This is a genomic window from Micromonospora sp. NPDC047730 (genome assembly GCF_043204765.1).
GTDB lineage: Bacteria > Actinomycetota > Actinomycetes > Mycobacteriales > Micromonosporaceae > Micromonospora.
Map to the genome: position 1 here is coordinate 140,037 of NZ_JBIDCU010000005.1, position 25,509 is coordinate 165,545.

Here is a 25,509-nt window from a genome sequence, read left to right on the forward strand (position 1 = left end):
GGTCGCGACACCCGCGCCGCCGGGGCGGACCGGGTCGCCGGGCGGGCCCGACGACCCACGCGGGCGCTCCCGGCGGGCAGGCGACGTCAGGGATGAGCCTACGAACCGGGAGCGGCACGCCACAACGCACTCCCGGAACCGGGTCCCGACGTGTCACGATTCAAGGCACGGCGCCCGGGGCGGTGCCGAGGGGGCTCAGGCGACCGCGCCGCGGGCGCGTGATGAGGAGGATGTCCGGTGTCAGCGGGTGGGGCCCGCCGGGGACGGCGGGACAACGGGCTCGACGCGAGCGAGTACGCCGTCGCCGGCGACGTGGATCCGCGCGTCGGCGAGCACCTGCTCGACGTCCTCGCCGCCGGCGGGATCGCGGCCTACCTCCAACCCTCGGCCGACCTGAACCCGGTCACCCGCACCACCACCGTCCCCGCCCGCCCCGTCGACCGGCTCTACGTCGACCGGTCGCACCTGACCACCGCGCGGGACTACCTGACCCAGCTCGCCGACGAGACGGCCACCGACCGGTCCCGCGACGCGGAGCCGGACATCGACGCCGAGTGGGCCCGGATCGTCGCCGGTTTCCACACCACCCCCGCGCCGGGCGACAACCCGTGGCCCGCCGCGGAGGACGTGGACGACCCGCCGGGGCCCGCCACGGGCCCGGTGACCCTCGCCGCGCCGGACGAGCCCGCGGGGCCGACCGCCACCGACGTGCGCCGGCTGCCGTACGCCGCGGACGTCTCGGGGATCTCCGTCGGCCGGGGCCGTCAGGACGAGCCCTCGCTGCTGGACGGGCTGGACACCTTCGGCGCGGACCTGCCCGACGACGAGGCGGACGACGAGCGCTACACCCCGCCGCCGCCCCCGCCCCTGCCGCGCTTCTCCAAGTACACGGTGGTCGGCGTCCTGGCGATCGTGGTCGGCTTCGTGCTGTTCCTGTTCCCGTCGATCTTCCCGGTGGCAGACCCCTCGGTCGTTAACCTGTTCGGCTTCACCGGCATCCTCGCCGGCTTCGTCGCGTTGATCTGGCGGCTGCGCCCCGGCGGCGACGAGGACCACGACCCGGACGACGGCGCGGTCGTCTGACCGCCCCAGCCGGGCGGGACTCGCGCCCGCATGCCGGGACGACCGCCGCCCACGCCACGGTCGTGACAGTGGTGTAACTTACTGTCAGCAGGAATACCGCTGTCCGTCACTTCCCTCACTGACTGCCCGGTTGTTCCTCCCTTGCGGCGGTCACTCCTCTGCGGATCGGAATGCCCGATATGCGACAGAGTTCCCTCGTGGTGGTCGCCAACCGCCTACCCATCGACGACGGCGCGGCCCCGGACGGCGCGTGCGAGTGGCGCCGCAGCCCCGGCGGCCTGGTCAGCGCCCTGCACCCCCTGCTGCGGCACACCCCGGCGACCTGGGTGGGCTGGGCCGGCGGCACGGGGCCGGCACCCGCCGTGCCCGACGTGGACGGCGTGCGGATGCACGCCGTGCCACTCAGCGGCGACGAGCTACGCGACCACTACGAGGGCTTCGCCAACGCCACCCTGTGGCCGCTCTACCACGACTCCGTGGAGCAACCGGAGCACCACCGGCGCTGGTGGGAGGCGTACCAGCGGGTCAACCAGCGGTTCGCCGAGTCGACCGCCCAGGTGGCCGAGCCCGGCGCGATGGTCTGGGTGCAGGACTACCACCTCCAGCTGGTGCCCGGCCTGCTCCGGGCGCTCCGGCCGGACCTGCGGATCGGCTTCTTCCTGCACGTGCCGTTCCCGCCGCCCGAGCTGTTCATGCAGCTCCCCCGCCGCGCCGAGCTGCTGCGCGGCATGCTCGGCGCCGACCTGGTCGGCTTCCAGCGGGCCCAGGCCGCGCACAACTTCGCCCAACTGGTGGCCAAGGTGCTCCAGGTCCCCGCCACCGACCGGCGGATCGCCGTCGACGACCGGGTGGTCCGGATCGGCGCGTTCCCCGTCTCCATCGACACCGTCGAGATGGCCGCGCTCGCCGCCCGGCCCGACGTGGCCGACCGGGCCCGCCGGCTGCGCCACGATCTCGGCAGCCCCGAGCAGGTGATCCTCAGCGTCGACCGGATGGACTACACCAAGGGCATCGAGCAGCGGCTCAAGGCGTACAGCGAGCTGCTCGCCGCCGGGCACGTCAAGGTGCGCGACACCGTGCTGGTGCAGGTGGCGGTGCCGAGCCGGGAACGGGTCGGGCAGTACCAGATCCTCCGCGAGCGGGTGGAACGCGAGGTCGGGCGGATCAACGGCGAGTTCGGCCGGGTCGGCGAGCCGGCGATCCACTACCTGACCCAGCCGTTCGACCGCGCCGAGCTGGCCGCCCTCTACCGGGTCGCCGACGTGATGGCGGTGACCCCGCTGCGGGACGGGATGAACCTCGTCGCCAAGGAGTACGTGGCCGCCCGGGTCGACGACGCGGGCGCCCTGCTGCTCAGCGAGTTCGCCGGCGCCGCCGCCGAGCTGCCGCAGGCGTACCTGGTCAACCCGCACGACCTAGAGGGGCTCAAGCAGGGGCTGCTCTCGGCGCTGCGGGCGAGCCCCGACGACGTCGGCGCGCGGATGCGGGCCATGCGGGCGCACCTGCACCGGCACGACATCCGGGCCTGGGCCCGCTCCTACCTCTCGGCGCTGGACGAGAGCGGCTCGCTGCTCACCCGGCTGGGCGCCGCCGACTGACGCCGTAGGCCGGGGCCGGGAGCCAGGGCCCGGAGTCAGGGCCGGCTGTCCGGGGCCGGGTCCTTCGCCAGCCAGTCCAGGATCGCGTCGACCGGCTCCCGCCACCGGGCGTCGAGCATCATGTCGTGCCCCATGCCGGGGAAGAGCAGCGGCGCCGAGCCGTACCGCCGGGCCGCCCGGGTCAGCGCCGCCGCCGGAACCACCCGGTCGTCCGGGCTGCCGAGCACCAGCACCGGCGGGTCGCCCACCGCGGGCTCCGCGTTCCGCCCGGTCAGCAGCTGCCACTGGGCCCGTCGGCTCGCCCGCCCCAGCCGGGCCGCGTACCGCCGGGCCTCGGCCTCGGGCAGTTCCCGGCTGAACAGCTGGCGGCGGTGCAGGCGCAGCGGCCCGCCGAACACCGCCGGCAGCGTGCCGAGCGGATTGCGGCGCAGCGCGGCGCCGAACGTCGCCCAGCCGCCGAGCACCGGCGCGACCAGCACGCCCGCCCGGGCCGGGTAGCGGGCCAGCGCGTGCGCGACCACCAGGGCCCCGGCGCCGTGCCCCACCAGCACCGCCTGGCGCGGCAGGCCCGCCGCCGCCTGCGCCACGTCGTGGGCGTACGCCCGCAGCGTCGCCTCCGGCGCCGGGCCGCTGCCGCCGTGCCCACGCAGGCTCAGCGCGTACGCCGGGAAGCCCCGGGACGCGGCGTGGCCCAGCCAGTGCTCGGCGAACGCCCACGCGCCGTGCCCGAAGCCCGGCACGAACAGCAGCGGCGGTCGCCCCTCCTCCAGCTCGGGGGCCACGCCGAGCACCTCACGCCGGACCGGGCGGACCGGGCGCGCCCACTCCCGCCCCCGCATGACCCGCACCTGCTGACTCACTGCTGCACTCATCGGCCACCCTCCAGGTCGTGCAGGGCGCGCTGGACGGCGCGCAGGTAGTCGGCGTGACCGACCTCGAACCAGTGCCGGCTGCTGTCCTTGACGGGGCCCGCGTAGCGCTCCCCCGCCTTCGCCGTCACCCTGGCGGCGAAGGCCGCCGCCCGGTCGGGACGGGTCAGGCGCATCCGCAGCAGCCGGGCGAAGAGCACCGTCTGCCAGTGCGACAGCGGGAAGACACCCGAGTCCGGCTGCACCAGCCCGGCGACGGCGAGCGTCGGATGGCCGGGGGCGAAGGCGTTGAGCCAGAGCCTGGGCCGGCCCGTCCCCGCGTCGTCGCCGAGCACCTTGGGGTCGAGGAACTCGAAGCGCGGCAGGTAGCCGGTGGCGAAGACGACCAGCTCCGGGTCGATCTCCCGGCCGTCGGACAGCTCCACGGCGTACGGGTGGAAGCGGGCGACGTCCGGCACCGGGGAGATCCCGCCGTGGCCCACGTAGTAGACGAGCTGGCTGTTGGCGATCGGGTGCGTCTCGTACACCCGGTGGTCGGGCTTCGGCAGGCCGAACCGGGTCAGGTCGCCCACGGTCAGCCGCAGCGTCCAGTGGTAGAGCCACTGCCGCACCCGCAGCGGCACCCGCAGCGCCAGCAGCGCGTCGTTGACCTGGTCCGCCGGGCGGCCGAGGACGTACTTCGGGGCGTACCAGTAGCCTCGGCGGGTGGAGTGCCAGCAGCGCGACGCCTGCTGGGCGGCCTCGACGGCGATGTCGCAGCCGGTGTTGCCGGCGCCGACCACGAGCACCCGCTTGCCGCGTAGCTGCGCCGGGTCCTTGTAGGACGAGGCGTGCACGACCTCGCCCCGGAACTCCTCCAACCCCTCGTAGCGGGGCAGCTTCGGCGACCAGTTGTGCCCGTTGGCGACCACCACCGCCGCGTAGCGGGAGGTGCGCTCCGGGCCGTAGCCGCCCGTGCTGCGGGTGGTCACGTCCCAGCGGTCGCCCTCGGCCGGCTCCACCCGGACGACCTCCGTGCCGAACCAGACGTGCGCCCGCAGGTCGAAGTGGTCGGCGTACCGCTCCAGATACGACAGGAGCTGGCTGTGGTGCGGGTAGTCGGGCCAGTCGTCGGGCATCGGGAAGTCGGGGAACTGGGTGAACGGCCGGGACGAGATCAGGTGTGTGCTCGCGTACACCGGGCTGCGGTCGTGCCGCCAGTTCCAGGCCCCGCCGACGCCGGTCTCCCGCTCGTAGCAGTCGACGCCGAACCCGTGTTCCTTCAGGTTCTTGACGGCGACGAGCCCGCTGGCCCCCGCGCCGATGACGCAGACGGTGTCGCCCCGGTCGGAGACCGGCCGGCCGTCGCGGGTCAGGGCGAGCGTGCTCGCCTCCGGGTCGGGCCGGCCGTGATCGGTGGAGGTGGACACCGGGATCTCCTTTTGTGCGGCACGAGGGCCGGGGTCGCGCAGCATCCTCTCCACAACGGAGCGGGATGTCCAGCCCCGGGGCGCGGACGCGGTCAGCCGGCCCCGGGCAGCAGCAGGTCGACGAGGACCGGGAAGTGGTCGCTGGCCCGGCGGGTCTGCGGGGTGTCGACCACGTCGTAGTCGACCACCGTGACGCGCGGGTCGACGAAGAGGGCGTCGATCCGCCGCCGGGGGCTCGCGCACGAGTAGGTGAGCCGGTCGGCCCGGTCCATCGCCACGGCGGCGTCGGTCAGCCCGCCCGCCACGGTGGCCCACGCCGGGCCGTCCGGCCCCTCGTTCAGGTCGGCCGCGGCGATCACCGGCGTGGTGGCGGCGTCGAGGTCGCGTTTGAACAGCGCGGCCTGCCCGGGCCGCTCGGCCGGGTCGGTGGACAGGTGCGAGCCGGCCACGGTGAACCGGGCGCCACCGGCGACCACGCACTCGGCGTACGCGGCGCCGCGCAGGTGCCGGCCGGGGGTGAGCGGGAAGCGTCGGCACCGGGTGTCCAGCACCCGCACCCGCAGGCTGGTCAGCAGCAGGTTGCCCAGCGCGGGCAGCCCGCCGGCGGCCACCACCAGGCCGAACGACTCGGCCAGCGCGGCCGACTTCTGCCGCCACCGGAACCGGCGCGGCCCCTCCTGCACGACCACCACGTCCGGCCGGGCGGCGCGGACCACCGCCGCCAGCGCGGCCGTGTCGTCCCGCTGACCGTGGATGTTGTACGACACGACGCGCAGCGGCACGCCCGGGCTCTGCGTCACGGCCCGCCTCAGATCCGGCGGGCCAGGTCGGCCGCGCCGATGACGCCGGCGGTGTTGCCCAGCTCGGCCGGGCGGATCTCGGCCACCGGAAGCCGGCTGCGCTGGGCGAGCGCGTCGGTGAACGACCGGCGGGTCGGGCCGAGCAGCAGGTCACCGGCGTCGATCACGCCGCCGCCGACGACGAGGACCTGCGGGTCGAGGATCTGCGCCATGTCGGCGAGGCTGGTGCCGAGCCAGCGCCCGACCTGCGCGAACGACTCGGTGGCGACCGGGTCGCCGCCCTGCGCCGCGGCGGTCACCATGCGCCCGGTGATCGCCTCGGCGTCGCCGCCGGACAGCTCCAGCAGGGCCACGGCGCGGTGCGGCTCCTGCCGGGCGGCCGCGCGGGCGAACCGCACCAGGGCGCTGCCGCTCGCGTACTGCTCGATGCAGCCGAGCCGGCCGCAGCCGCACTGGTGGCCGTCGGGCACGGTGAGCATGTGGCCCAGCTCGGCGGCGATGCCGTTGGCGCCGCGCAGCAGTTCCCCGCCGAGCACGATGCCGCCGCCGACGCCGGTGCCGATGGTGAACATGACCATCGAGTCGTCGGCGTCCCGGGCCGCGCCGTGGCGGAACTCCGCCCAGGCCGCGACGTTGGCGTCGTTCTCCACGATCACCGGCAGGCCGGTCGCGGCGCTGACGTAGTCCCGCAGCGGCTCGTCTCGCCAGGCGAGGTTCGGGGCGAACAGTACGGTGGAACGGCCGGCGTCGATCCAGCCTGCCGCGCCGATGCCGACCGCCTCGATCGACCGCCCGACGGCCAACTCGGTGACCAGTTCGATGATGACGTCCCGGGTCTTGGCGACGTCGTCGGCGGGGGTGTCCCGTCGGGCCTGCACGAGGACCGTGCCGGCGGCGTCCACGACACCACCGGCCACCTTCGTGCCACCGACGTCGACTCCGATGGTCAGCGTCACCGCTGCCACTCCCCTCTGCTGTGCTGCCCGCGCCCGCGCCGCCGGACGACCGGCGCGTGATCGGGATGTGCGATGGTCAGGCCGCGTCGCCTGGTGGGTGCTCGCCTGCGTCGCCGGGTGCCCGCGTCGCGGGCACCACGGGACGGTCGGCGGACGTCCGCACGGTCGCCGCGACGGCCGGCCCGGCGGCGTCGACGGGCGGTGCGGCGGCCGGGACGGCCACGTCCTCCGCCCGGGTGGCGGCGGACCAGACGTCCCGCTCCGCTGCCGGCTGAGAATCATGCCCGCTACGGGTGGCCTCGCGCCAGACGTGGTCGTCCGCGCCATCCGGTTCGGCGGTCGACGCCGCTGCGGCGGTCGGCTCGGCGGGGGGTTCCGGCGGGGCGAACGCGCGCAGCAGGCTGGCCACGCCGGCGGCCAGGTCGCCGGCGCCCGTGGCGAGGCGCTCGGCGAATTCCGGACTCGGATCGCGCAACGCGGCGATGCCCCGACAGACCGGGCAGACGCAGCATTCCGGCCCGCCGGTGGCGAAGCCGCCCCCGGGTCCCCCGGTCGACCCATCCGGGGCGGCGCTGTGACCGAGGACACCCGACACGATCCCACCGAGCGGACCCCACGGGCCCGTCCCGGAGCCGGACGTCGCGAGGCGCGCGCCGGCCAGCAGCGTGGCGACCAGCCGTTCCGCCTCTTCCCGGGCCGAACCCGGATCCGTTGCACCCATGGTCGGCTCCTCTACCCTGCCGCCGGACGCGTCACTGCGCCGCACCGCGTGCTTCTACCCGGCGCTTGAGCTGCTTCAACGCGGTATCCATGATCATTTTCTCCGCCTTGCGGCGGAACATGCCGAGCATCCCGACCGAGAGCTCGACCTCAAGGGTGTAGGTCACCGTCGTCGTGCCGTCCTGGTTCCCCACCAGGTCGTACGAGCCGCGCTGGGACTTCTGCATCTTCGAGGGCGCCACCAGGTGCCACTCGATCCGGGAGAGGTCCTCGGCGTACTCGTAGGCCAGCACGTACTCGTCGGCCATCACCCCGGCGTCGATGACGAACCGGACCTGGCTGGCGTAGCCGTCCTCGTACTCCTCGATCACCTCCGCCCGCCGCACCGCTTCGGTCCACTCGGGGTAGCTCGGGAAGTCGCAGACGACCGCCGCCACCCGTTCCGGTGGCGCGCCGACGACGATCGACTGGGTGGAGGAGTCCGCCATGGGGGGAGGCTACCCGGCGCCGGGCGCGCGTACGCCGCGCCGCCCCCCGCCCGCACCGGGGGCGTGTCCCGCGCGGACGCGGGGAGCACCGGGGCTACCTGCCTATTCTGCCCGCCCGCCGAGGCGGGTAGGTTTCGACAGAGCCGCCCCGTGGTGGTGGCCGGCACGGCCAGTGAGCACGAGGAGTGCAGGTGCGCGAGTTCTCCGTCCCGCCGATCGTCACCGTCGGCGACGCGGCCAACCTCACCGATCCGGTCTGGGACAACGCCGAGGTCGCCCCGGACGCGGTCCAGTTCGTCCGCCCGAGCGGGGCGGCGGACGGCGGGACGGCCTGGGCCGACGTCACCTGCCGGCAGTTCCGCGACGAGGTCGTCGCGGCGGCCCGGGGCCTGGTCGCCGCCGGCGTCCGGCCCGGCGAAAGGGTCGGCCTGATGAGCCGCACCCGCTACGAGTGGACCCTGCTGGACTACGCGATCTGGGCGGCCGGCGCGGTCACCGTGCCGATCTACGAGACCTCCAGCGCCGAGCAGGCCGCGTGGATCCTCGCCGACTCCGGCGCGGTGGCCTGCGTGGTGGAGAGCAACGCCCACGCCACCCTGGTCGCGGGCCTGCGGGACCGGCTGCCCGAGCTGCGGCACGTCTGGCAGATCGACCTCGGCGCGGTGGATGACCTGGTCCGTTCCGGCGCGTCGGTCGACCCGGCCGAGATCGACCGGCGGCGCGCCGCCGTGCGCGCCGACGACCTCGCCACCGTCATCTACACCAGCGGCACCACCGGCCGCCCCAAGGGCTGCGTCCTCACCCACCGGAACATGTACGCCGACATCGCCAACGCGGTGCCGGTGCTGCCGAACCTCTTCCGGCCCGGCGCGTCGACCCTGCTCTTCCTCCCGCTGGCGCACGCCTTCGCCCGGCTGATCCAGATCGGCGTGGTCCAGGCGCGGGCCACCATGCGGCACTGCGCGGACACCAGGAACCTGGTCGCCGAGCTGCAGGACTTCCGCCCCACCTTCGTGCTCTCGGTGCCCCGGGTGTTCGAGAAGGTCTACAACGGGGCCAAGCAGAAGGCCGAGGCGGACGGCAAGGGCAGGATCTTCGCCCGTGCCGAGCAGGTCGCCATCGCGTACAGCGAGGCCCTGGAGACCGCCGGCGGCCCCGGCCTGGCGCTGCGCGTGCAGCACGCGCTCTTCGACCGGCTGGTCTACCGCAAGCTGCGGGCGGCGCTCGGCGGCCGGTGCCGCGACGCCATCTCCGGCGGCGCCCCGCTCGGCGCCCGGCTGGGCCACTTCTTCCGCGGCATCGGCGTCAGCGTCTGCGAGGGGTACGGCCTGACCGAGACCTCCCCCGCCGCCGCCGCGAACCTGCCCGACGCCACCCGGATCGGCTCGGTCGGCCGGCCGCTGCCGGGCGTGACGATCCGGATCGACGACGACGGGGAGATCCTGATCTCCGGCGACCTGGTCTTCCGCGGCTACTGGGGCAACGAGGAGGCGACCGCCGAGGTGCTCAGCCCGGACGGCTGGTTCCGCACCGGCGACCTGGGCCACCTCGACGCCGACGGCTTCCTGAGCATCACCGGCCGGAAGAAGGAGATCATCGTGACGGCCGGCGGCAAGAACGTCGCCCCGGCCGTGCTGGAGGACCAGGTGCGGGCGCACCCGCTGGTCAGCCAGTGCCTGGTCGTCGGCGACCGGCAGCCGTTCATCGCCGCGCTGGTCACCCTCGACGAGGAGGCGCTGCCGCGGTGGCTGTCCGCCGCGGGGCTGCCGGCGGACACCCCGGTCGAGAAGCTACGCGAGCACGAGGGGCTGCGGGCGGAGATCCAGAGCGCGATCGACACCGCCAACCAGGCGGTCTCCAAGGCCGAGGCGATCAAGGTGTTCCGGATCCTGCCCCGCGACTTCACCGAGGCGACCGGCGAGCTGACGCCGTCGCTGAAGGTCAAGCGCCAGGTCGTGCACAAGTCGTACGCGGCGGAGATCGCCGACATCTACCGGCGCTGACTACCATCCGTCACGTGCCCGCCTCGACGCCCACCCGGCCCCAGCCGCATCCCCTCGCCGCCGCGGCGCGCGTGGTCATGCTGGCGCTCGTCGCCGTCCTGACCGTGTTCGCCACGCGCGACGTCACCCAGCTCTGGTGGGTGGCGCTGCTCGCCGCCGCCGGGCTGCCCGCGCTGCTGGCGCCCGAGCACCGGCTGGTCGGCCCGCTCAGCCGGGTGGCCGAGGTGGTGGTGCTGGGGCTGGCCGCGAGCCAGGTCGCCGCCGTCGCGACCATCGGGGGGGACGTCGGCGGGCTGGGCGCCTCCGCGGTGCTGCCCTACCTGGCGGTCCCGGTGACCGTCACCGCGCTGCGCCGCCGGTTCGCCGAGGGCGCCGCCCTGCTGGCGGTCACCGCGGCGACCCTGCTGGTGGCCGGCGCGCTCACCGGGGTCGACGGCGGCCGGCAGATCGGCCAGCTCGGCTACCTCGCGGTCTGCGCCCAGTGGCTGATCCTGGCCGGGCTCGGCCTCTACGCGGCCGGCACCCTGCACCGGCTGATGCAGGTCCGCAACGATGGCAAACCCCAGCCGTACGCCGAGGCGACCCGGCTGCTCACCCAGCTGCGCACGGTGGCGCGGCAGCTGCCCGGGGCCACCCTCGACCCGGGCGGCATCTCCGAGCACCTGCTCGAGGAGCTGCGCGCGGTGGCGCGGGCGGACCGGGCGGCGGTGCTGTCGGCCAGCGGCGGCGGCCGGCTCGTGGTGCTTGCCCAGGTGGGCGTGGACCGGGTGGACTGGGAGACGACGCTGGACGCGGATTCGGCGATCGCCGACGCGTGGGCCAGCCAGCAGCCGCACACCGCCGCCCGCTCGCAGGCCCGGTCGCACCGGGGCGGCGAGGTCTCCGCGCTGATCGTGCCGCTGGTGGCCGGGGTGCGCACGGTCGGCCTGGTGGTGCTGGAGGCGGACGCGGCGCAGGCGTACCCGGCCGGGGTGGTGTCCCGGGTGACCGGGCTGACCCGCCCGGCCGCGCTCCGGCTGGAGGCGGCGCTGCTCTTCGACGAGGTCCGCTCGCTGGCCACCAACGAGGAGCGGCAGCGGCTGGCCCGGGAGATCCACGACGGGGTGGCACAGGAACTGGTGATGGTCGGCTACGGCATCGACAACGCCCTCGCCACCGTGCACGACGACACCGAGGAGACCGCCGAGAGCCTGCGCGCGCTGCGCCACGAGGTGACCCGGGTGATCACCGAGCTGCGGCTGAGCCTGTTCGAGCTGCGCAGCGAGGTCGACCGGCACGGCGGGCTGGCCGCCGCGATCGCCGAGTACGCCCGCACCGTCGGCGCCTCCGGCGGACTGCGGGTCCACCTGTCCCTGGACGAGTCCACCGCCCGGCTGCCGGCCGCCACCGAGGCCGAGTTGCTGCGCATCGCCCAGGAGGCGGTCACCAACGCGCGCAAGCACGCCGGAGCCGCGAATCTGTGGGTCACCTGCGAGGTCGACCCCCCGTACGCCCAGATCGAAGTGTCGGATGACGGTCAGGGGATTGCTGACCAGCGCTCGGACGGGCACTACGGTCTTGCGATCATGGCCGAGAGGGCGGAACGTATCCGGGGCCGGTTGGAGATCAGGCCGCGGCAACCGAGCGGCACGACCGTCGCGGTGGTGCTCGGCTCGTCGCCCCGGCGCGATAACGTGCGCGGTAGCGTAGCGGCAGCAGAAGGGGAGTAACCCGAGGATGACCACAAGTCCGACACCGGCGACCCGTACCAAGGTCCTCCTTGTCGACGATCACGACCTGATCCGCAAGGGCCTGCGGCACGCGTTCGAGCGTGACCGGCAGTTCGAGGTCGTCGGCGAGGCCGCCACGGCGGCGGAGGGCGTACGCCAGGCCGGTGCGCTGCAGCCGGATGTGGTGATCATGGACCTGCGGCTGCCCGACGGCAGCGGCCTGGAGGCCACCCGGGCGCTGCGCAAGTCGAGCGCCTCGATGGGCATCGTCGTGCTCACCATGTACGCCGGCGACGACCAGCTCTTCGGCGCCCTGGAGGCCGGGGCGAGCGCCTTCGTGCCCAAGACCGCGCCGGCCGACGAGGTCGTCGCCGCCGCCCGGCACGCCGCCTCCTCCCCCAGCGCCTTCACCGCCGCCGACCTGGCCGAGGCGATGAAGCGCCGGCTGGCCCCGTCCGGGCCGCAGTTGTCCCCCCGCGAGGGCCAGGTGCTGCGGCTGCTCGCCGACGGGATGAGCGTGGCGGGCATCGCCAAGCAGCTCTTCGTCAGCGAGTCCACCGCCAAGACCCACATCTCGAAGCTCTACGAGAAGCTGGGCGCGGCCAACCGGGCGCAGGCGCTGATGACCGCGCTGCGGCTGGGCCTGCTCGAGGCTCCGGACGCCCCGAAGTTCTGAACGGTTCCCTCCGGGGAGCCCGGTGACGCACCACCGACAGGCCCGCGCCCGCCGGCGCGGGCCTGTCGGCGCATCGACCGACGTCGTCACCTTGCGGGGCGGCGCGCTATGGTCTCCCCGCCGGGCAACCGGCAGAATACCGGCGCGGGCAACGGCGTCCGCACCGCCGACACGAGGGGTGAGCGCATGCAGCGGCCGGACTGGGCACCCGACGAGATCGACATCGAGCGCCCCAGCGTGGCCCGCATGTACGACTACTACCTCGGCGGCTCGCACAACTTCGCGGTGGACCGGGCGGCGGCCCAGGCGATGGTGGCCGCCGTGCCGGAGGCGCCGCTGATGGCGCAGGCCAACCGGGCCTTTCTGCGCCGGGCGGTGCAGTTCCTCCTCGACGCCGGCGTCCGGCAGTTCCTGGACATCGGCTCGGGCATCCCCACCGTCGGCAACGTGCACGAGATCGCCCAGCGCGAGGCCCCCGACGCCCGGGTCGTCTACGTCGACGTAGACCCGGTGGCGGTGGCCCACAGCCGGGAGATCCTCGACGGCAACGACCGCGCCGCGGTGGTGCAGGAGGACCTGCGTCATGCCGAGCGCATCGTCGCCCACCCCGAGGTCCGCCGGCTGCTCGACTTCGACCGGCCGATCGCGGTGATGATCGTGGCGGTGCTGCACTTCGTCTCCGACGACGACCGGCCGGCCGAGCTGCTGCGGACGCTGCGCCAGGCGCTGGCGCCGGGCAGCTACCTGGTGCTCTCGCAGGCCAGCGCCGACGGCCGCGGCGACGAGGAGCGGGCCGACGCCGAGCGCGTCTACCGGCGCACCGACAATCCTCTGTGGATCCGCGGCCGGGGCGAGCTGACCGCGTTCTTCGACGGCTTCGAGCTGGTCGAGCCCGGCGTGGTCTGGGTGCCGCAGTGGCGCCCGGAGTCCGCCGACAGCGCCGAGGACGCCGAGCGGGCGGCCTTCATCGGCGGCGTCGGGCGGCTCGATGGGTGAGCCGCCGGGGGCCGCGGCCCTCGCCGTGCCGCCCGGGACGACCGTGCGGCACCCGTCGCGCCCGGGAGCGTTCGCCCGGGCGTGGGCCAAGGCCGTCTCCGGCACCAGTTACCTGCCGATGACCCAGGCACAGCTGGAGGCGCTGCTGCAACGCCTCACCGACCAGCTCGCGGCGGCACTGCTGTCCGACCCGTTCGACCTGCGGGTCGGGCACCGCGTCGGCACGGAACTGGTGGCCGCGCACATCGCGTCGCCCGAGGCGCTGGGGCGTACGGTCGAGGTCGTCCAGCTCCGGCTGGCCCGCGACCTCGGGCTGGTCGGCGAGGAGGTCGGGGACCGGCTGGCCCGGCTGCTGGCCGCGGTGTCCATCGGGTACTCCCGGGCGTTGCGGGACCGGACGCTGGACGAGCAGGAGTCGATCCGGCGGGCCGCGATGACCGCCCGGGCGCAGGCGGAGCGGGCGCTGCGCGCCAGCGAAGCCCGCTTCCGCCACCAGGCGACCCATGATCCGCTGACCGACCTGCCCAACCGCGCGCTGTTCACCGAGCGCCTGAGCGCCGCGATCGACTCCCCCGGCCAGGGCGGGGAGCGCGTCGGGGTCTGCTTCCTGGACCTGGACCGGTTCAAGGTGGTCAACGACTCGCACGGGCACCAGGTCGGCGACGGGCTGCTGGCCACCGTTGCCGACCGGCTCCGCCGGGCCGTCGACGGGCACCTGGTGGCCCGGCTCGGCGGCGACGAGTTCGTCGTCCTGGTCGAGCGCACCACCGGCACCGGCGACGTCGTCGCCGTGGCGGAGGCGGCGCTGGCCGCGGTGCGGGAGCCGGTGCTGGTGGACGGGCACGAGCTGTGCGTGTCGGCGAGCATCGGCATCGTGGAGCGGCAGGTCGCCGGCACCTCCCCCGGTGACCTCATGCGGGCGGCCGACAGCACCCTGCACTGGGCGAAGGCCGCCGGCGGCGCCCGCTGGGCGCTCTACGACGCCGACCGCGACCGCCGGGAGCTGGCCCGGTACGCGCTCTCCGCGGCCATCCCGGCCGCCCTGGAGCGGGGCGAGTTCTACCTCGACTACCAGCCGCTGACCTCGCTGCGCGACGGCCGGGTGGTCGGCGTGGAGGCGCTGGTGCGCTGGCGTCACCCGGAGCTGGGCGTCCTGCGACCGGACAGCTTCATCGGCCTGGCCGAGGAGACGGGGCTCATCGTCCCGCTCGGCGGGTGGGTGCTGGCCGAGGCCTGCCGGCAGGCGGGTAGCTGGTCCGCCGGAGTCGCGACGGCGCCGTTCGTCAGCGTCAACCTCGCGGTACGGCAGGTCCGCCGCCCCGGCCTGGTCCAGGAGGTCCGCGGACTGCTGCGGCGCACCGGCCTGCCGCCGGAGCGGCTTCAGCTGGAGATCACCGAGAGCACCATGATGAGCACCGCCGAGGAGCCCGTCCGGGCGCTGCGGGTGCTGGCCGACCTCGGCGTCCGGATCGCCATCGACGACTTCGGCACCGGCTACTGCAACCTGGCGTACCTGCGGGACCTGCCGGTGACCGAGCTGAAGGTGGCCGGCCAGTTCGTGGCCGGGCTGCGCGCGCCGGAGAGCCGGGCCGACGAGCGGATCCTCGCCTCGCTCGTGTCCCTGGCACACGCGCTGGACCTGACCGTCACCGCCGAGGGCGTGGAGACCGCCGGGCAGGCGGAGCGGCTGCGGGCGATCGGCTGCGACGCCGCGCAGGGCTGGCACTTCGGCCGCCCGGACTCGGCCGAGCGCCTCCTCGAACGCCTCCGCTGACCGCCGGCCACCCCACCGGCGACGCCCCTTCCGGCCGCTGTCGACCTGCCCCACCGGGCGGGGCACCCGGGCAGCGCACCGCACCCACCCCGACCCCTGTCGCCCTGCTCGACCGCGTGCGGCAGGGGGCACCGTCCTGGCCGCTGTCGACCTGCCCCACCGGGCGGGGCACCCGGCAGGGTTCCGTTCCATCACTGTCGACCTGCCCCACGGGGTGGGGCAGCAGAGGGGGGCAGGGCGCCCGTAGGCGTGCGACGGTGGCACCGACCGGTCCTGGGACGGGACGGCGAAACCCTTGGTCTCACAGACGGGGCAGCTCGACAGCGTGCAGCCGGGCACACCCGGCGCCCCGCCAGGCGGGCACCATACCGGCCAGCAGACGGCACCAGCCGGCCAGTAGACGGCACCAGCCGGGCTGACGCACGCCCGGTCGAGAGGGCGTCAGCCGGCCAGCAGGGCGGCCATCCGCCGCGCCTGGGTCTCCCAGCGCCACTCCCGCTCCACCCATGCGCGACCGGCCGCGCCGAACTGGCGGGCCAGGTCCCGGTCGGCGAGCAGCGTGGCCACCCGGTCGGCGAGCTGGGCGACGTCCCGGCCGCGCACCACGAACCCGGTCTCGCCCTCGCGTACGGCGTCCGGCGCGCCGCCGGAGTCGCCGGCCACCACCGGCAGGCCGGTCGCGGAGGCCTCCAGGTAGACGATCCCGAGCCCCTCGACGTCCAGCCCCCGGTTGCGGGTGCGGCACGGCATCGCGTAGACGTCGCCGGCGGCGTAGTGGGCGGGCAGTTCGGCGGACGGCACCGAGCCGGTGAATACCACGTCCCGCTCGACCCCCGCCTGGCGTGCCAGCTTCTCCAGCGTGGCCCGGTAGGGCCCGCCGCCGACCACCAGCAGCGCGGCGTCCGGTACCCGCCGGCGGATCTCGGGCATCGCCCGGATCAGCACGTCCTGGCCCTTGCGCGGCACCAGCCGGGAGACGCAGACCACCACCGGGCGGTCGGCCAGGCCGAGCCGACGCCGCACCGGTTCGCCGTCGATGGAAGGGTGGTAGGTGTCCACGTCCACCCCGGGCGCGAGCCGGTGCAGCTCGGTCACCCCGTGCAGCGCCCGCTCCAGCCGCACCCTGGTGTACTCGCCCAGGTAGGTGGTCACGTCCACGCCGCGACCGATCCGGCGCAGCGCGGCCCGGGCACCCGGCAGCGCGGCCCAGCCGACCTCGTGGCCGTGGGTCTGCGCCACCGCCCGGCGGATGCCCGCCCGGCGCCGCAGGCCGGCGGCGAGCAGCCCGAGGGGGGCCGCCGCGCCGAACCACACGGTGTCGCAGTCGTACGCCCGGGCCAGCCGGGCGGCCCGGCGGGCCACCAGCGGGGTGGGCAGCAGCACGCCGGTGCGCTCCCGGACCACCTCGAAGGGCTGGTCGGCGTCGAACTTCTCCGCGCCGCGCCAGGTCGAGGCGTAGACGACCACCGAGCCGGCGGGCTGGCGCACCGCGAGGTTGTGCACGAAGGACTGGATGCCGCCCGGGCGGGGCGGGAAGTCGTTGGTGATCAGCAGCGTACGGCTCATCGGCCGGCCTCCCTGGCGTGGGCGCGGGCGGCGGCCATCCGCTCGACGGTGGACGGGTGCGTGGCGGAGTAGAGGTATTCCCAGCGCGGCGGATCGGGGTCGGCCAGGTTGATCCCGGCGAGCCGGCGCTGCATCGCCTCGAAGGCGGCCGGGTCGCCGGTCAGGGCCAGCGCGTGCGCGTCGGCGCGTGCCTCCACCCGCCGCGACATCAGCGCCTGCACCGGGGTGGCGACCAGCCCGGCGACCGTCACCAGGGCGATCAGCAGGGGGAAGGCGCGCGGTTGGGCGACCGAGTCGACGCCGGCCAGCCGCAGCAGCGGGCCGGAGGACCCGATCAGGTAGAGCGCGACCACCGCGGCGGCGGCGCCCAGCGCCCCGGTCAGCGTGCCGACCGCCACGTCGCGGTCCTTGGCGTGCCCCAGCTCGTGCGCCACGACGGCGGTCACCTCGGCCGGCGTCGCCTCGCGCAGCAGCGTGTCGTAGACGACCACCCGCCGGGTCGGCCCGAGGCCCGAGACGTACGCGTTCACCGCCCGGGTGCGCCGTGAGGCGTCGGCGACCAGCACGTCGCGCACGGGGACGCCGTCGCGGGCCGCCATCGTCATCAGCTCGGTGCGCAACGGGCCCTGCTCCATCGGTGTGAACCTGTTGAACACCGGTTCCACCAGCACCGGCAGCACGAAGGAGAGCAGCGCCACCAGGGTCGCCGCGCCGGCCGCGCCGAACGCCCACCACCAGCGCGGCGACAGCCGGATGACGGTGTAGAAGCCGAGCAGCGCCACCGCGCCGATGACGGCGCTGACCGCGTACGACTTGAGCAGGTCGACGGTCCAGCCGCTCCAGCCGTTGGTGGCGAGCCCGTAGCGGGTGAGCACGCTCTGGCGCCAGGCGGCGAACGGGAGGGTGACCAGGTCGGCGACGAGCACCACGGCGAGCCCGCCGAGCACGGCCTGGGCGATCCAGTGGCCGCCGAAGGGACGGCCGGCCAACTCGACCAGCCGGCTGCCCAGCGGGGTGAGGCCGAACGCCAGGGCGACCAGCAGGCCGACGGCCAACGCGGCCCAGCCGGCGGGGCGCAGCGCGGAGCGGAACTCCCGGCTGCGGGCGACCTGGTCGGCGGGGAGGTCACCCAGCGCGGCCAACTGGTCGGCCCGCGGCGCGGGCGGGCGCTGCCACGGGATCAGCACCGCGGCGGTCACCACCAGGGCCACGGTCAGGCCGACCAGGGTCAGCACCGCCCAGCCGCGCGGGCTCACCGGGGCCCACCCGGCACCGCGCGGCGGCCCGCCGGCGGCACTGCCCGCGACCGTCGAAAGCCCGCGGCGCCGCCGATCGCGGCGGGGCTGCCGCCACCGCGCCGTACCCGCGTCATGCGCCGCCTCCTCCCGCCGTGAGCGCCCATCCTATTGCCCGCGTCGGCGGCGTTTGCCCCGACCGGACCCGCACCCCGCCGCCGGCTGCCCTCTCTGGCGGCTCGCCGAGGTCGGGCGTGGCCGTCGCAGCCCCGGCGTCGGCCGCCGTCGTGCCCCGCCGACGCCATCGCACACCACCATGACGCCACATGATGCCAAAACCTGTCTTGCGATGACGCCACGATGATGTCATAGTGGCGTCATGGACCTGACGTCGTATGTCGACAACCTCCGGCAGGAGCTGGCCGGCGTCGCCGAACTCGGCGGCGAGGAGGCCCGGGCGCTGGCCGAGCGACTGGCCGGGCCGCTCGAGTCGGCGCTCCGGCTGGCGCTGCTGGACGCGCTGACCGCCGCGGCGGCGGAGATCACCCGCGACCTGGCACCCGGTTCGGTCGAGCTGCGCCTGCGCGGGCGCGAGCCGAGCTTCGTCGTGACGCCACCGCCGACCGGCCCGGAGTTCCAGGGCGAGCCCGAGGCTCCCGAGCCGGCCACCCCGCCACCGGCGGACACCGAGGAGGGCGCCACCTCGCGGATCAGCTTCCGCCTCTCGGAGCACCTCAAGAACCGCATCGAGGAGGCGGCCGCCCGCGACGGCCTCTCCGTCAACGCCTGGCTCGTCCGGGCGGCGACGGCCGCCGTGGCGCCGACCGGGGCGGCGGGCCGGCACGCGCCGCGACGCGCCCCCCGGGGCGGGGAGCGCTACACCGGCTGGGCTCGCTGAGCGCCCGCCCGGTTCGCGTCACCACCTCCGACCATCCGTCCCGTTCCCGGGACATCCACTCCGTCCAGAAGGGACCGTCATGCCCACATTCGACACCCCGGCGCCGATCTCGGCCACCGTCGACATGGTCGTCGGTGACGCTCGGATCACCGCGACCGACCGCACGGACACGGTCGTCGACGTCCGGCCGAGCAACGCCGCCGCCGACGCCGACGTCCGGGCCGCCGAACAGACCCGAGTGGAGTACGCCGACGGCCGGCTCCTGGTCAGAGCGCCCCGGCAGCGCGGATTCGGCCTGGTCGGCAAGCCCGGCTCGATCGACGTGACGATCACGCTGCCCGCCGGCTCACACCTGCACGGCAATGCCTCGGCGGGGGCGTTCCACGGCACCGGTCGGCTCGGCAACTGCCGGATCCGGATCGCGGCCGGCGACATCGAGCTGGACCGCACGGCCGACGCCGATCTCGACACCTCCGCCGGCGGCGTCCGCGTGGAGCACGTCGCGGGCCAGGCCCGGATCAGCACCGGGTCCGGCCGGATCCGGGTGCAGGAGGTCGAGGGTGACGCGGTGGTCAAGAACTCCAACGGCGAGAGCTGGCTGGGCACCGTCACCGGCGAGGCGCGCGTGAAGGCGGCCAACGGCGACATCGCCGTCGACCGCGCGCACGCCTCGGTCACCGCCACCACCGCCAACGGCGACGTCCGGATCGGCGAGGTCTCGGCGGGCACGGTGTCGGTCAGGACCGCGAGCGGCGGGCTCGACATCGGCGTGCGCTCCGGCACCGCCGCCCTGCTCGACCTGCACACCCAGTTCGGCCGGGTGGACAACCAACTCGAGGCGTACGAACCGCCTGGCGAGCCGGAGAGCGCCGTGCGCGTGACCGCCCGGACCTCCTTCGGCGACATCGTGATCCACCGCCGCTGATCCCCCACGCCACCACTTCCCAGCCGGCTCGGCGGCCGGCCCAGCCCCCGACCGGCCCGACGGCCGGCGTGGAAGGAGAAGACGTGCGACCCCACTCGACCCCGGCGGCCATCACGGTCGCCGGCCTCCGGAAGTCCTTCGGCGACCACGTGGTGCTCGACGGGATCGACCTCACCGTCGCCGCAGGGACGATCTTCGCGCTGCTCGGCCCCAACGGCGCCGGCAAGACCACCACCGTGCAGATCCTGTCCACCCTGATCGGCGCCGACTCCGGCGAGGCGCGGGTCGCCGGTCACGACGTCGCCCGGGAGCCCGACGCGGTACGCGCCGCGATCGGCGTGACCGGCCAGTTCTCCGCCGTCGACGGCCTGCTCACCGGCGAGGAGAACCTGCGGCTCATGGCCGACCTGCACCACCTGTCCCGAGCCGAGGGGCGGCAGCGCGCGCGGAGCCTGCTCAGGATGTTCGACCTGGTCGAGGCGGCCGGCAAGCCCGCCGCCAGCTACTCCGGCGGAATGCGCCGGCGGCTCGACCTGGCGATGGGGCTGGTGGGCCGCCCCCGCGTGGTGTTCCTCGACGAGCCGACCACCGGGCTCGACCCGCGCAGCCGGCAGGCCATGTGGCAGATCGTACGGGACCTGGTGGCGGACGGCGTCACCATCTTCCTCACCACCCAGTACCTGGAGGAGGCGGACCAGCTCGCCGACCGGATCGCCGTGCTCGACCACGGCCGGCTGGTGGCGGAGGGCAGCGCGGCGGAACTCAAGCGGCTCGTCCCCGGCGGGCACGTCAGCCTGCGCTTCGCCGACCGGGCCGGGTTCGACTCGGCCGTGGTCGCTCTCGGCGACTCGTCCCGCGACGCCGCCGAACTCACCCTGCACGTGCCCAGCGACGGCGGTGTCCGGTCGCTGCGGAACCTGCTCGATTTGCTGGACCGCCGGTCGATCGCCGTGGAGTCGCTGTCGGTGCACACGCCCGATCTCGACGACGTCTTCCTGGCCCTCACCGGCCAGCCCGAGAAGGTGGGAACCCCCCGATGAGCACCCTGACCTACGCCGTACGCGACTCCGGCACGATGCTGCGCCGCAACCTGCGACGCGGGCTGCGCTACCCGTCGATGACGGTGCTGCTCGCCGGCATGCCCATCCTGCTCCTGCTGCTGTTCGTCTACGTCTTCGGCGCGACCCTCGGCGCCGGGCTGGGCGGCGGTTCGGGCGACCGGGGCGACTACGTCGACTACGTCACCCCGGGGATCCTGCTGATAACCACCGGCCTGGCGGCCACCGGGACGGCGGTGTCGGTCGCCATGGACATGACCGAGGGCATCATCGCCCGGTTCCGGACCATGGCGATCGCCCGGGTGTCGGTGCTGACCGGCCACGTCCTGGCCAGCATGGTGCAGACCATGCTCAGCCTGGCGGTGGTCACCGGCGTCGCGCTGCTCATCGGGTTCCGGCCCAGCACGGGTGTCACGGCCTGGATCGCGGCGGTCGGGGTGCTGGCCATGACCACCTTCGCGTTCACCTGGCTCTCGGTCGCGATGGGTCTGGTCTCCAAGAGCGTCGAGACGGCGAGCAACCTCCCCATGCCGCTGACCTACCTGCCCTTCATCGGCAGCGGATTCGTGCCCACCGACTCGATGCCGGACGGGCTGCGGCAGTTCGCCGAGCACCAACCCTTCACCCCCATCATCGAGGCCCTGCGCGGGCTGTTGACCGGCGGGCCGGTGGGGACGAACGCCGCTCTCGCGGCGGCCTGGTGCGCCGCCATCGCGCTGGTCGGCTATCTCTGGGCGAAGAAGCTGTTCAACCGGGACCCGTCCCGCTGACCCGCACCGACCACGGGTGCCCGGCCGACCGGACGGGGCACCCGTGGTCGCGGTCGCGGATCGGAGTCCCGGCGCGGAACTCCGACCGTGGAGGCCAGCAACGCCGGCCGTGCGGCGCCCGCGGCCGGCCCGGTCACGCGACCTGGTGCCGTCCGGCGGGCCGGCGGGCCGCCCGGGGTGCGGACAGCACCTCCACCTCGAACCCGGCCCGGGCGAACACCTCGACCGCCCGGGCCTCGGCGCCGCCCAGCCCGGCGGCCGGGGACGAATCGTCGAACAGGGCGGTGACCAGGCAGTCGGAGCAGCCGCTCCCCCGGATCCCGCACCCCGCACAGTCGATGAGCATCACGCCTCCTGGTGCGCTGCGGCGACCGGGCGCGGCGTCACCGTCGTCACCCGAACACCGTCGGTCACCACGACGCTAGGCGCGGGGTACGACAGAAAGGGACAACGGGGTCGCGGACGGCCGGAATGCGATCAAGCACCCCGATCAGGACCGGGCGAGCCGGCGCAGCAGCGAGTCGGCCCCGAGCGGGTACGCGCCGTGCCGGCGTACGCCGTCGGCGACCTCGCGGTCGGAGGAGACCACCACCACCGGCCGGCCCGGCGGCTCGGCGCGGACCAGGCGCCGGATCAGCTCGTCGGCGGTCTCGCCCTTGCGGGAGAAGAGCACCCGGACCCCGCGCGGCGACGGGGGCAGCCCGTGCATCCGTTCCGCGCCGTCGAAGACCACGGTGACCTCGTCGCCGGTCTGCGCGGCGATCCCGCCCAGGCCGGTGATCAGCCGCTTGCGCTGCTGCTCCAGCGACATCTCGCCGAAGCCGCGCTTGGTGACGTTGTAGCCGTCGACGACGAGGTGCGCCCGGGGCAGCGCCAGCAACTGGTCGAGGCGGGCCGGGTCGTCGGTGTCGCGGGCGCGGGTGGCGGCGCCGGCCGCCGGGGCGGCGGTCTGGTCGGCGAAGGCGTCGGCGACGAAGTCGGCGGGCAGCTTGTCGACCGGGTCCAGCGCCAGCTCGCGACGCAGCCCGACGGCCGCCTGCCCGATGGTCTCCAACAGCAGCCACAGTCGGGCATCGTCCACCGACCGGGCCTCCTTGGCGCTGGCCCGGGCGATCCCGGCCGCCGCCTCCGCCTCGGCCAGCCGGGCCCGGACCCGGCGCAGCTCGGCGTCGGCGTCCGCCGCCGCCCGGGCGGCCCGGCCCCGCTCGGTGGCCAGCAACTCGTTGGCCTTGCGCTCGCGGGCCTGCGTCTCGCGCAGCGACCGGCCCAGCTGCCGGCTCTCCTCGCGCAGCTGCCCGAGTTCCTCGCGCACCCGGGCCAGCTCGTCGCGGAGCTTCTCCGCCTCCACCCGGGCCACCGCCCGGTCGTGCTCGGCGCGGGTGGCCCGCTGCTCAGCCTCGCGGACCAGTTCGGCGACGACCGCGCTGTCGGCCTCCGCGCGCACCGCCGCGCCGCTGGCCTCGATCAGCTCCCGCCACCCCCGGGGCCGGGCCAGGTAGGCCAGCGCGGCCACCTCGACCGGGTCGGCGGCGGCGGGCGCGGTGCCCTCGAGTACCGCCGCACCCAGGTCGCCGGTGTCGGCGAGCACCCGGGCCGTGATCCGCTGCCGGAACAGCGGATCCCCGGTGAGCTGGGCGGCGATCGCCGGGGCGCCGAGCCGGGCCCGGCGGTTGGGGGCGAACTTGGCGACCCGGCGCAGCGGCACCGGCACCTCGTCGGCGGGCAGCCCGGGCAGCACGGCGGCGGTGAGCGCCACGATCCGCTGGCGGACCGGCTCGGGCAGCACGGGTTCCGGCTCGGGCGTGGACCCGTCGTCCGGCGATCCCTCGGGCGCGGATCCCTCGGGCGCGAAGCCGTCGTCCGCCGGCCCCTCGGGCGCGGATCCCTCAAGCGTGGACCCGTCGTCCGCCGGGACGTCGGCGACGCCCCCCTCGGCCGCCGCGCGGCCGGGCTCGACACCGGCCGCCTCAGGCCCCGGCTCGATCGCCGCGGGCAGACCGCTCCCGTCGGAGCCGAGCCCACCGGCGTCGCGCACGGTGTCGACCGGCTCCTCCTGCGGGAGGCGGTCGTCGTGCGGCTCGGTGAGGGGCATGTGGCAAGTCTCCCACCGCGACCGGGCCCACCGCCCGGTGAGTGAGCCGATCTCTCATCCTAGACCGGTGGTGGCGGCTGGTGCCGGTGGGACGGGAGTGTCGGACCGGGACGCTAGCGTGCCGCCGATGGCAGAGACGGAGTACGTCCAGGAGCCGCTGGCCGGCTTCGACCCGGGCGCGGGCGGGATCGATCCCGCGCTGCCGCTGTACGCGACGACGTTCGTGGTGGTCGACCTGGAGACCACCGGCGGCGCGCCGGACGGCGGCGGGATCACCGAGATCGGCGCGGTGAAGGTGCGCGGCGGCGAGGAGCTGGGCGTGCTGGCCACCCTGGTCAACCCGGGCGTGCCCATCCCACCGTTCATCACGGTGCTCACCGGGATCACGCAGGCCATGCTGGTCCCGGCCCCGCCGATCGAGCAGGTGCTGCCGAGCTTCCTCGAGTTCGTCTCCGACGCCGTGCTGGTCGCCCACAACGCCCCCTACGACGTCGGCTTCCTGAAGGCCGCGTGTGCGAAGCACGGCTACCGCTGGCCCAATCCCCGGGTGCTCGACACCGCCGCGCTGGCCCGCCGGGTGCTCACCCGCGACGAGGTGCCCAACCGCAAGCTCGGCACGCTCGCGGCCTACTTCCGCACCACCACCCAGCCGACCCACCGGGCGCTCGACGACGCCAAGGCCACCGTCGACGTGCTGCACGGGTTGATCGCCCGGCTCGGCGGGCACCGGGTCGACACGATCGGCGACGCCATCGAGTTCGCCCGGGCGGTCACCCCGACCCAGCGGCGCAAACGGCACCTGGCGGAGGGGCTGCCCAAGGCACCCGGGGTCTACATCTTCCGGGCCGCCGACGACCGGCCGCTCTACGTCGGCACCTCCGGCGACATCGCCACCCGGGTGCGCAGCTACTTCACCGCCGCCGAGAAGCGTGCCCGGATCTCCGAGATGCTCGCCGCGGCCGAGCGGGTGGAGGCGGTCGAGTGCGCCCACTCGCTGGAGGCGGAGGTCCGCGAGCTGCGGCTGATCGGGGCGCACGCGCCGCCGTACAACCGGCGGTCGAAGTTTCCGGAGCGGGCGGTCTGGCTGAAGCTGACCGACGGTCCCTACCCCCGGCTCTCGGTGGTCCGGGGCATCGCCCCCGGCGACACCGGCTACCTCGGCCCGTTCAGCTCCCGCCGGGCGGCGGAGCTGGCCGCCGCCGGCTTCCACGACGCCGTGCCGCTGCGGCAGTGCACCCACCGACTCTCGCTGCGCACGGTCACGCCGGCCTGCGCGCTGGCCGAGCTGGGCCGCTGCCCGGCGCCCTGCGAGCACCGGATCACCCCGGAGGAGTACGACGTCCGCGCCGTCGCGCCGTTCCGCACCGCGGCCGCCAGCGACCCGCAGCCGGTGGTCGACGCGCTGTTGACCCGGATCGAGGTGCTCTCCCGCGACCAGCGCTACGAGGAGGCGGCGGTGGTGCGTTCGCGGCTGGCCGCGGTGCTGCGGGCGACGGTGCGGATGCAGCGGCTGGCCGCTTTGACCGGGATCGCCGAGCTGGCCGCGGCCCGCCCGGCCGCCGGGGGCGGCTGGGAGCTGGCCCTCGTGCGGCACGGCCGGCTGGCCGGGGCGGGGGTGTCGCCGCCCGGCGTCCACCCTCGACCGACGATCGCCGCGATCCGGGCGACCGCCGAGACGGTGCCGCCCGGCCACGGCCCGGTCCCGCACGCCTCGGCGGAGGAGACCGAACGCATCCTGTCCTGGTTGGAACGACCCGAGACCCGGCTGGTCGAGATGTCCTCCGGATGGGCTTCCCCGGTGGCTGGCGCGGCGCGCTTCCGCGACCTGTTGAGCAAGGCCGAGAGCGCGGCGTCCCACCAACTCTCGACCGAACGCTCATGACC

At 75.1% G+C, this 25,509-nt stretch carries 22 protein-coding genes; 12 read left to right on the forward strand and 10 right to left on the reverse strand.

What is annotated here, in order from left to right:
• Nucleotides 1–237 precede the first annotated feature (237 nt).
• Both ACGF5G_RS14705 and ACGF5G_RS14710 read left to right on the forward strand, forming a co-directional pair.
• Nucleotides 238–1,083 (forward strand): DUF308 domain-containing protein, encoded by an 846-nt coding sequence (locus ACGF5G_RS14705; protein ID WP_393262861.1) that lies wholly within the window; start codon nt 238–240, stop codon nt 1,081–1,083.
• 179 nt (nt 1,084–1,262) lie between these two features.
• Nucleotides 1,263–2,681: a trehalose-6-phosphate synthase gene (locus tag ACGF5G_RS14710; RefSeq protein WP_393262862.1), complete on the forward strand. Its 1,419-nt coding sequence runs from the start codon at nt 1,263–1,265 to the stop codon at nt 2,679–2,681.
• A gap of 35 nt (nt 2,682–2,716) precedes the next feature.
• Here the strand turns inward: ACGF5G_RS14710 and ACGF5G_RS14715 are convergent, their stop codons facing one another.
• The 6 genes from ACGF5G_RS14715 to ACGF5G_RS14740 all read right to left on the reverse strand — a co-directional run bounded on the left by ACGF5G_RS14715 (nt 2,717) and on the right by ACGF5G_RS14740 (nt 7,923).
• The gene (locus tag ACGF5G_RS14715) at nt 2,717–3,541 is read right to left on the reverse strand and encodes an alpha/beta hydrolase (RefSeq protein ID WP_393263307.1); all 825 of its coding nucleotides are present in this window, start codon (nt 3,539–3,541) and stop codon (nt 2,717–2,719) included.
• 8 nt (nt 3,542–3,549) lie between these two features.
• Nucleotides 3,550–4,959: a flavin-containing monooxygenase gene (locus ACGF5G_RS14720; protein WP_393262864.1), complete on the reverse strand. Its 1,410-nt coding sequence runs from the start codon at nt 4,957–4,959 to the stop codon at nt 3,550–3,552.
• 92 nt (nt 4,960–5,051) lie between these two features.
• Nucleotides 5,052–5,759: an endonuclease/exonuclease/phosphatase family protein gene (locus ACGF5G_RS14725; protein WP_357693155.1), complete on the reverse strand. Its 708-nt coding sequence runs from the start codon at nt 5,757–5,759 to the stop codon at nt 5,052–5,054.
• Nucleotides 5,760–5,767: 8 nt separating this feature from the next.
• On the reverse strand, nt 5,768–6,715 hold the full coding sequence (locus ACGF5G_RS14730) for an ROK family glucokinase (RefSeq protein WP_393262865.1): 948 nt from the start codon (nt 6,713–6,715) through the stop codon (nt 5,768–5,770).
• Nucleotides 6,716–6,791: 76 nt separating this feature from the next.
• On the reverse strand, nt 6,792–7,436 hold the full coding sequence (locus tag ACGF5G_RS14735; RefSeq protein ID WP_393262868.1) for a hypothetical protein: 645 nt from the start codon (nt 7,434–7,436) through the stop codon (nt 6,792–6,794).
• Nucleotides 7,437–7,467: 31 nt separating this feature from the next.
• Nucleotides 7,468–7,923, reverse strand: a complete 456-nt coding sequence (locus ACGF5G_RS14740; protein WP_393262871.1) for an SRPBCC family protein — start codon at nt 7,921–7,923, stop codon at nt 7,468–7,470.
• A gap of 191 nt (nt 7,924–8,114) precedes the next feature.
• On the opposite strand from ACGF5G_RS14740, the gene ACGF5G_RS14745 reads away from it, so the two are divergent.
• The 5 genes from ACGF5G_RS14745 (at nt 8,115) to ACGF5G_RS14765 (ending at nt 15,081) form a co-directional block, all read left to right on the forward strand.
• Nucleotides 8,115–9,926, forward strand: coding sequence for an AMP-dependent synthetase/ligase (locus tag ACGF5G_RS14745; protein WP_393262873.1), 1,812 nt, complete (start codon nt 8,115–8,117; stop codon nt 9,924–9,926).
• Nucleotides 9,927–9,940: 14 nt separating this feature from the next.
• Nucleotides 9,941–11,635, forward strand: coding sequence for a sensor histidine kinase (locus ACGF5G_RS14750; protein ID WP_393262876.1), 1,695 nt, complete (start codon nt 9,941–9,943; stop codon nt 11,633–11,635).
• 7 nt (nt 11,636–11,642) lie between these two features.
• A complete protein-coding gene (locus tag ACGF5G_RS14755) occupies nt 11,643–12,311 on the forward strand; it encodes a response regulator transcription factor (RefSeq protein ID WP_007072219.1) in 669 nt (222 codons plus the stop codon).
• A 186-nt stretch (nt 12,312–12,497) separates the two neighbouring features.
• Nucleotides 12,498–13,307 (forward strand): SAM-dependent methyltransferase, encoded by an 810-nt coding sequence (locus ACGF5G_RS14760; protein WP_393262878.1) that lies wholly within the window; start codon nt 12,498–12,500, stop codon nt 13,305–13,307.
• Nucleotides 13,300–15,081: a putative bifunctional diguanylate cyclase/phosphodiesterase gene (locus tag ACGF5G_RS14765; protein WP_393262881.1), complete on the forward strand. Its 1,782-nt coding sequence runs from the start codon at nt 13,300–13,302 to the stop codon at nt 15,079–15,081. Before ACGF5G_RS14760 ends, ACGF5G_RS14765 begins: the two co-directional genes overlap by 8 nt.
• A 441-nt stretch (nt 15,082–15,522) precedes the next feature.
• Here ACGF5G_RS14765 and ACGF5G_RS14770 read toward each other — a convergent pair whose 3' ends face one another.
• On the reverse strand, nt 15,523–16,647 hold the full coding sequence (locus tag ACGF5G_RS14770; RefSeq protein ID WP_393262883.1) for a glycosyltransferase family 4 protein: 1,125 nt from the start codon (nt 16,645–16,647) through the stop codon (nt 15,523–15,525).
• A complete protein-coding gene (locus ACGF5G_RS14775) occupies nt 16,644–17,903 on the reverse strand; it encodes a M48 family metallopeptidase (protein ID WP_393262885.1) in 1,260 nt (419 codons plus the stop codon). Before ACGF5G_RS14775 ends, ACGF5G_RS14770 begins: the two co-directional genes overlap by 4 nt.
• 358 nt (nt 17,904–18,261) lie before the next feature.
• Between ACGF5G_RS14775 and ACGF5G_RS14780 the strand changes: the two genes are divergently transcribed.
• The 4 genes from ACGF5G_RS14780 to ACGF5G_RS14795 all read left to right on the forward strand — a co-directional run bounded on the left by ACGF5G_RS14780 (nt 18,262) and on the right by ACGF5G_RS14795 (nt 21,533).
• Entirely contained in the window at nt 18,262–18,780 is a 519-nt protein-coding gene (locus tag ACGF5G_RS14780; RefSeq protein WP_357693139.1) for a hypothetical protein, read from the forward strand.
• A gap of 79 nt (nt 18,781–18,859) precedes the next feature.
• Nucleotides 18,860–19,705, forward strand: a complete 846-nt coding sequence (locus ACGF5G_RS14785; RefSeq protein ID WP_393262886.1) for a DUF4097 domain-containing protein — start codon at nt 18,860–18,862, stop codon at nt 19,703–19,705.
• An 83-nt stretch (nt 19,706–19,788) separates the two neighbouring features.
• Nucleotides 19,789–20,745, forward strand: coding sequence for an ATP-binding cassette domain-containing protein (locus tag ACGF5G_RS14790; protein ID WP_393262888.1), 957 nt, complete (start codon nt 19,789–19,791; stop codon nt 20,743–20,745).
• Entirely contained in the window at nt 20,742–21,533 is a 792-nt protein-coding gene (locus ACGF5G_RS14795; protein WP_393262890.1) for an ABC transporter permease, read from the forward strand. Before ACGF5G_RS14790 ends, ACGF5G_RS14795 begins: the two co-directional genes overlap by 4 nt.
• A gap of 133 nt (nt 21,534–21,666) precedes the next feature.
• On the opposite strand, the gene ACGF5G_RS14800 is transcribed toward ACGF5G_RS14795, so the two are convergent.
• A complete protein-coding gene (locus tag ACGF5G_RS14800; protein ID WP_393262893.1) occupies nt 21,667–21,879 on the reverse strand; it encodes a hypothetical protein in 213 nt (70 codons plus the stop codon).
• Nucleotides 21,880–22,023: 144 nt separating this feature from the next.
• Complete coding sequence (locus ACGF5G_RS14805; protein ID WP_393262896.1) at nt 22,024–23,625, reverse strand: NYN domain-containing protein; 1,602 nt, start codon at nt 23,623–23,625, stop codon at nt 22,024–22,026.
• Between the two features lie 127 nt (nt 23,626–23,752).
• Here ACGF5G_RS14805 and ACGF5G_RS14810 point away from each other — a divergent pair, with 127 nt between their 5' ends.
• Nucleotides 23,753–25,507, forward strand: coding sequence for a DEDD exonuclease domain-containing protein (locus tag ACGF5G_RS14810; protein ID WP_393262899.1), 1,755 nt, complete (start codon nt 23,753–23,755; stop codon nt 25,505–25,507).
• The last annotated feature ends 2 nt before the right edge of the window (nt 25,508–25,509 follow it).

Bases quoted from the DNA above. Each gene is read 5' to 3' on its own strand.
- ACGF5G_RS14710 (WP_393262862.1), top strand. From the start codon at position 1,263: ATGCGACAGAGTTCCCTCGTGGTGGTCGCCAACCGCCTACCCATCGAC.
- ACGF5G_RS14735 (WP_393262868.1), bottom strand. From the start codon at position 7,436: ATGGGTGCAACGGATCCGGGTTCGGCCCGGGAAGAGGCGGAACGGCTG.
- ACGF5G_RS14740 (WP_393262871.1), bottom strand. From the start codon at position 7,923: ATGGCGGACTCCTCCACCCAGTCGATCGTCGTCGGCGCGCCACCGGAA.
- ACGF5G_RS14755 (WP_007072219.1), top strand. From the start codon at position 11,643: ATGACCACAAGTCCGACACCGGCGACCCGTACCAAGGTCCTCCTTGTC.
- ACGF5G_RS14760 (WP_393262878.1), top strand. From the start codon at position 12,498: ATGCAGCGGCCGGACTGGGCACCCGACGAGATCGACATCGAGCGCCCC.
- ACGF5G_RS14765 (WP_393262881.1), top strand. From the start codon at position 13,300: ATGGGTGAGCCGCCGGGGGCCGCGGCCCTCGCCGTGCCGCCCGGGACG.
- ACGF5G_RS14770 (WP_393262883.1), bottom strand. From the start codon at position 16,647: ATGAGCCGTACGCTGCTGATCACCAACGACTTCCCGCCCCGCCCGGGC.
- ACGF5G_RS14780 (WP_357693139.1), top strand. From the start codon at position 18,262: ATGGACCTGACGTCGTATGTCGACAACCTCCGGCAGGAGCTGGCCGGC.
- ACGF5G_RS14785 (WP_393262886.1), top strand. From the start codon at position 18,860: ATGCCCACATTCGACACCCCGGCGCCGATCTCGGCCACCGTCGACATG.
- ACGF5G_RS14795 (WP_393262890.1), top strand. From the start codon at position 20,742: ATGAGCACCCTGACCTACGCCGTACGCGACTCCGGCACGATGCTGCGC.
- ACGF5G_RS14800 (WP_393262893.1), bottom strand. From the start codon at position 21,879: ATGCTCATCGACTGTGCGGGGTGCGGGATCCGGGGGAGCGGCTGCTCC.
- ACGF5G_RS14805 (WP_393262896.1), bottom strand. From the start codon at position 23,625: ATGCCCCTCACCGAGCCGCACGACGACCGCCTCCCGCAGGAGGAGCCG.
- ACGF5G_RS14810 (WP_393262899.1), top strand. From the start codon at position 23,753: ATGGCAGAGACGGAGTACGTCCAGGAGCCGCTGGCCGGCTTCGACCCG.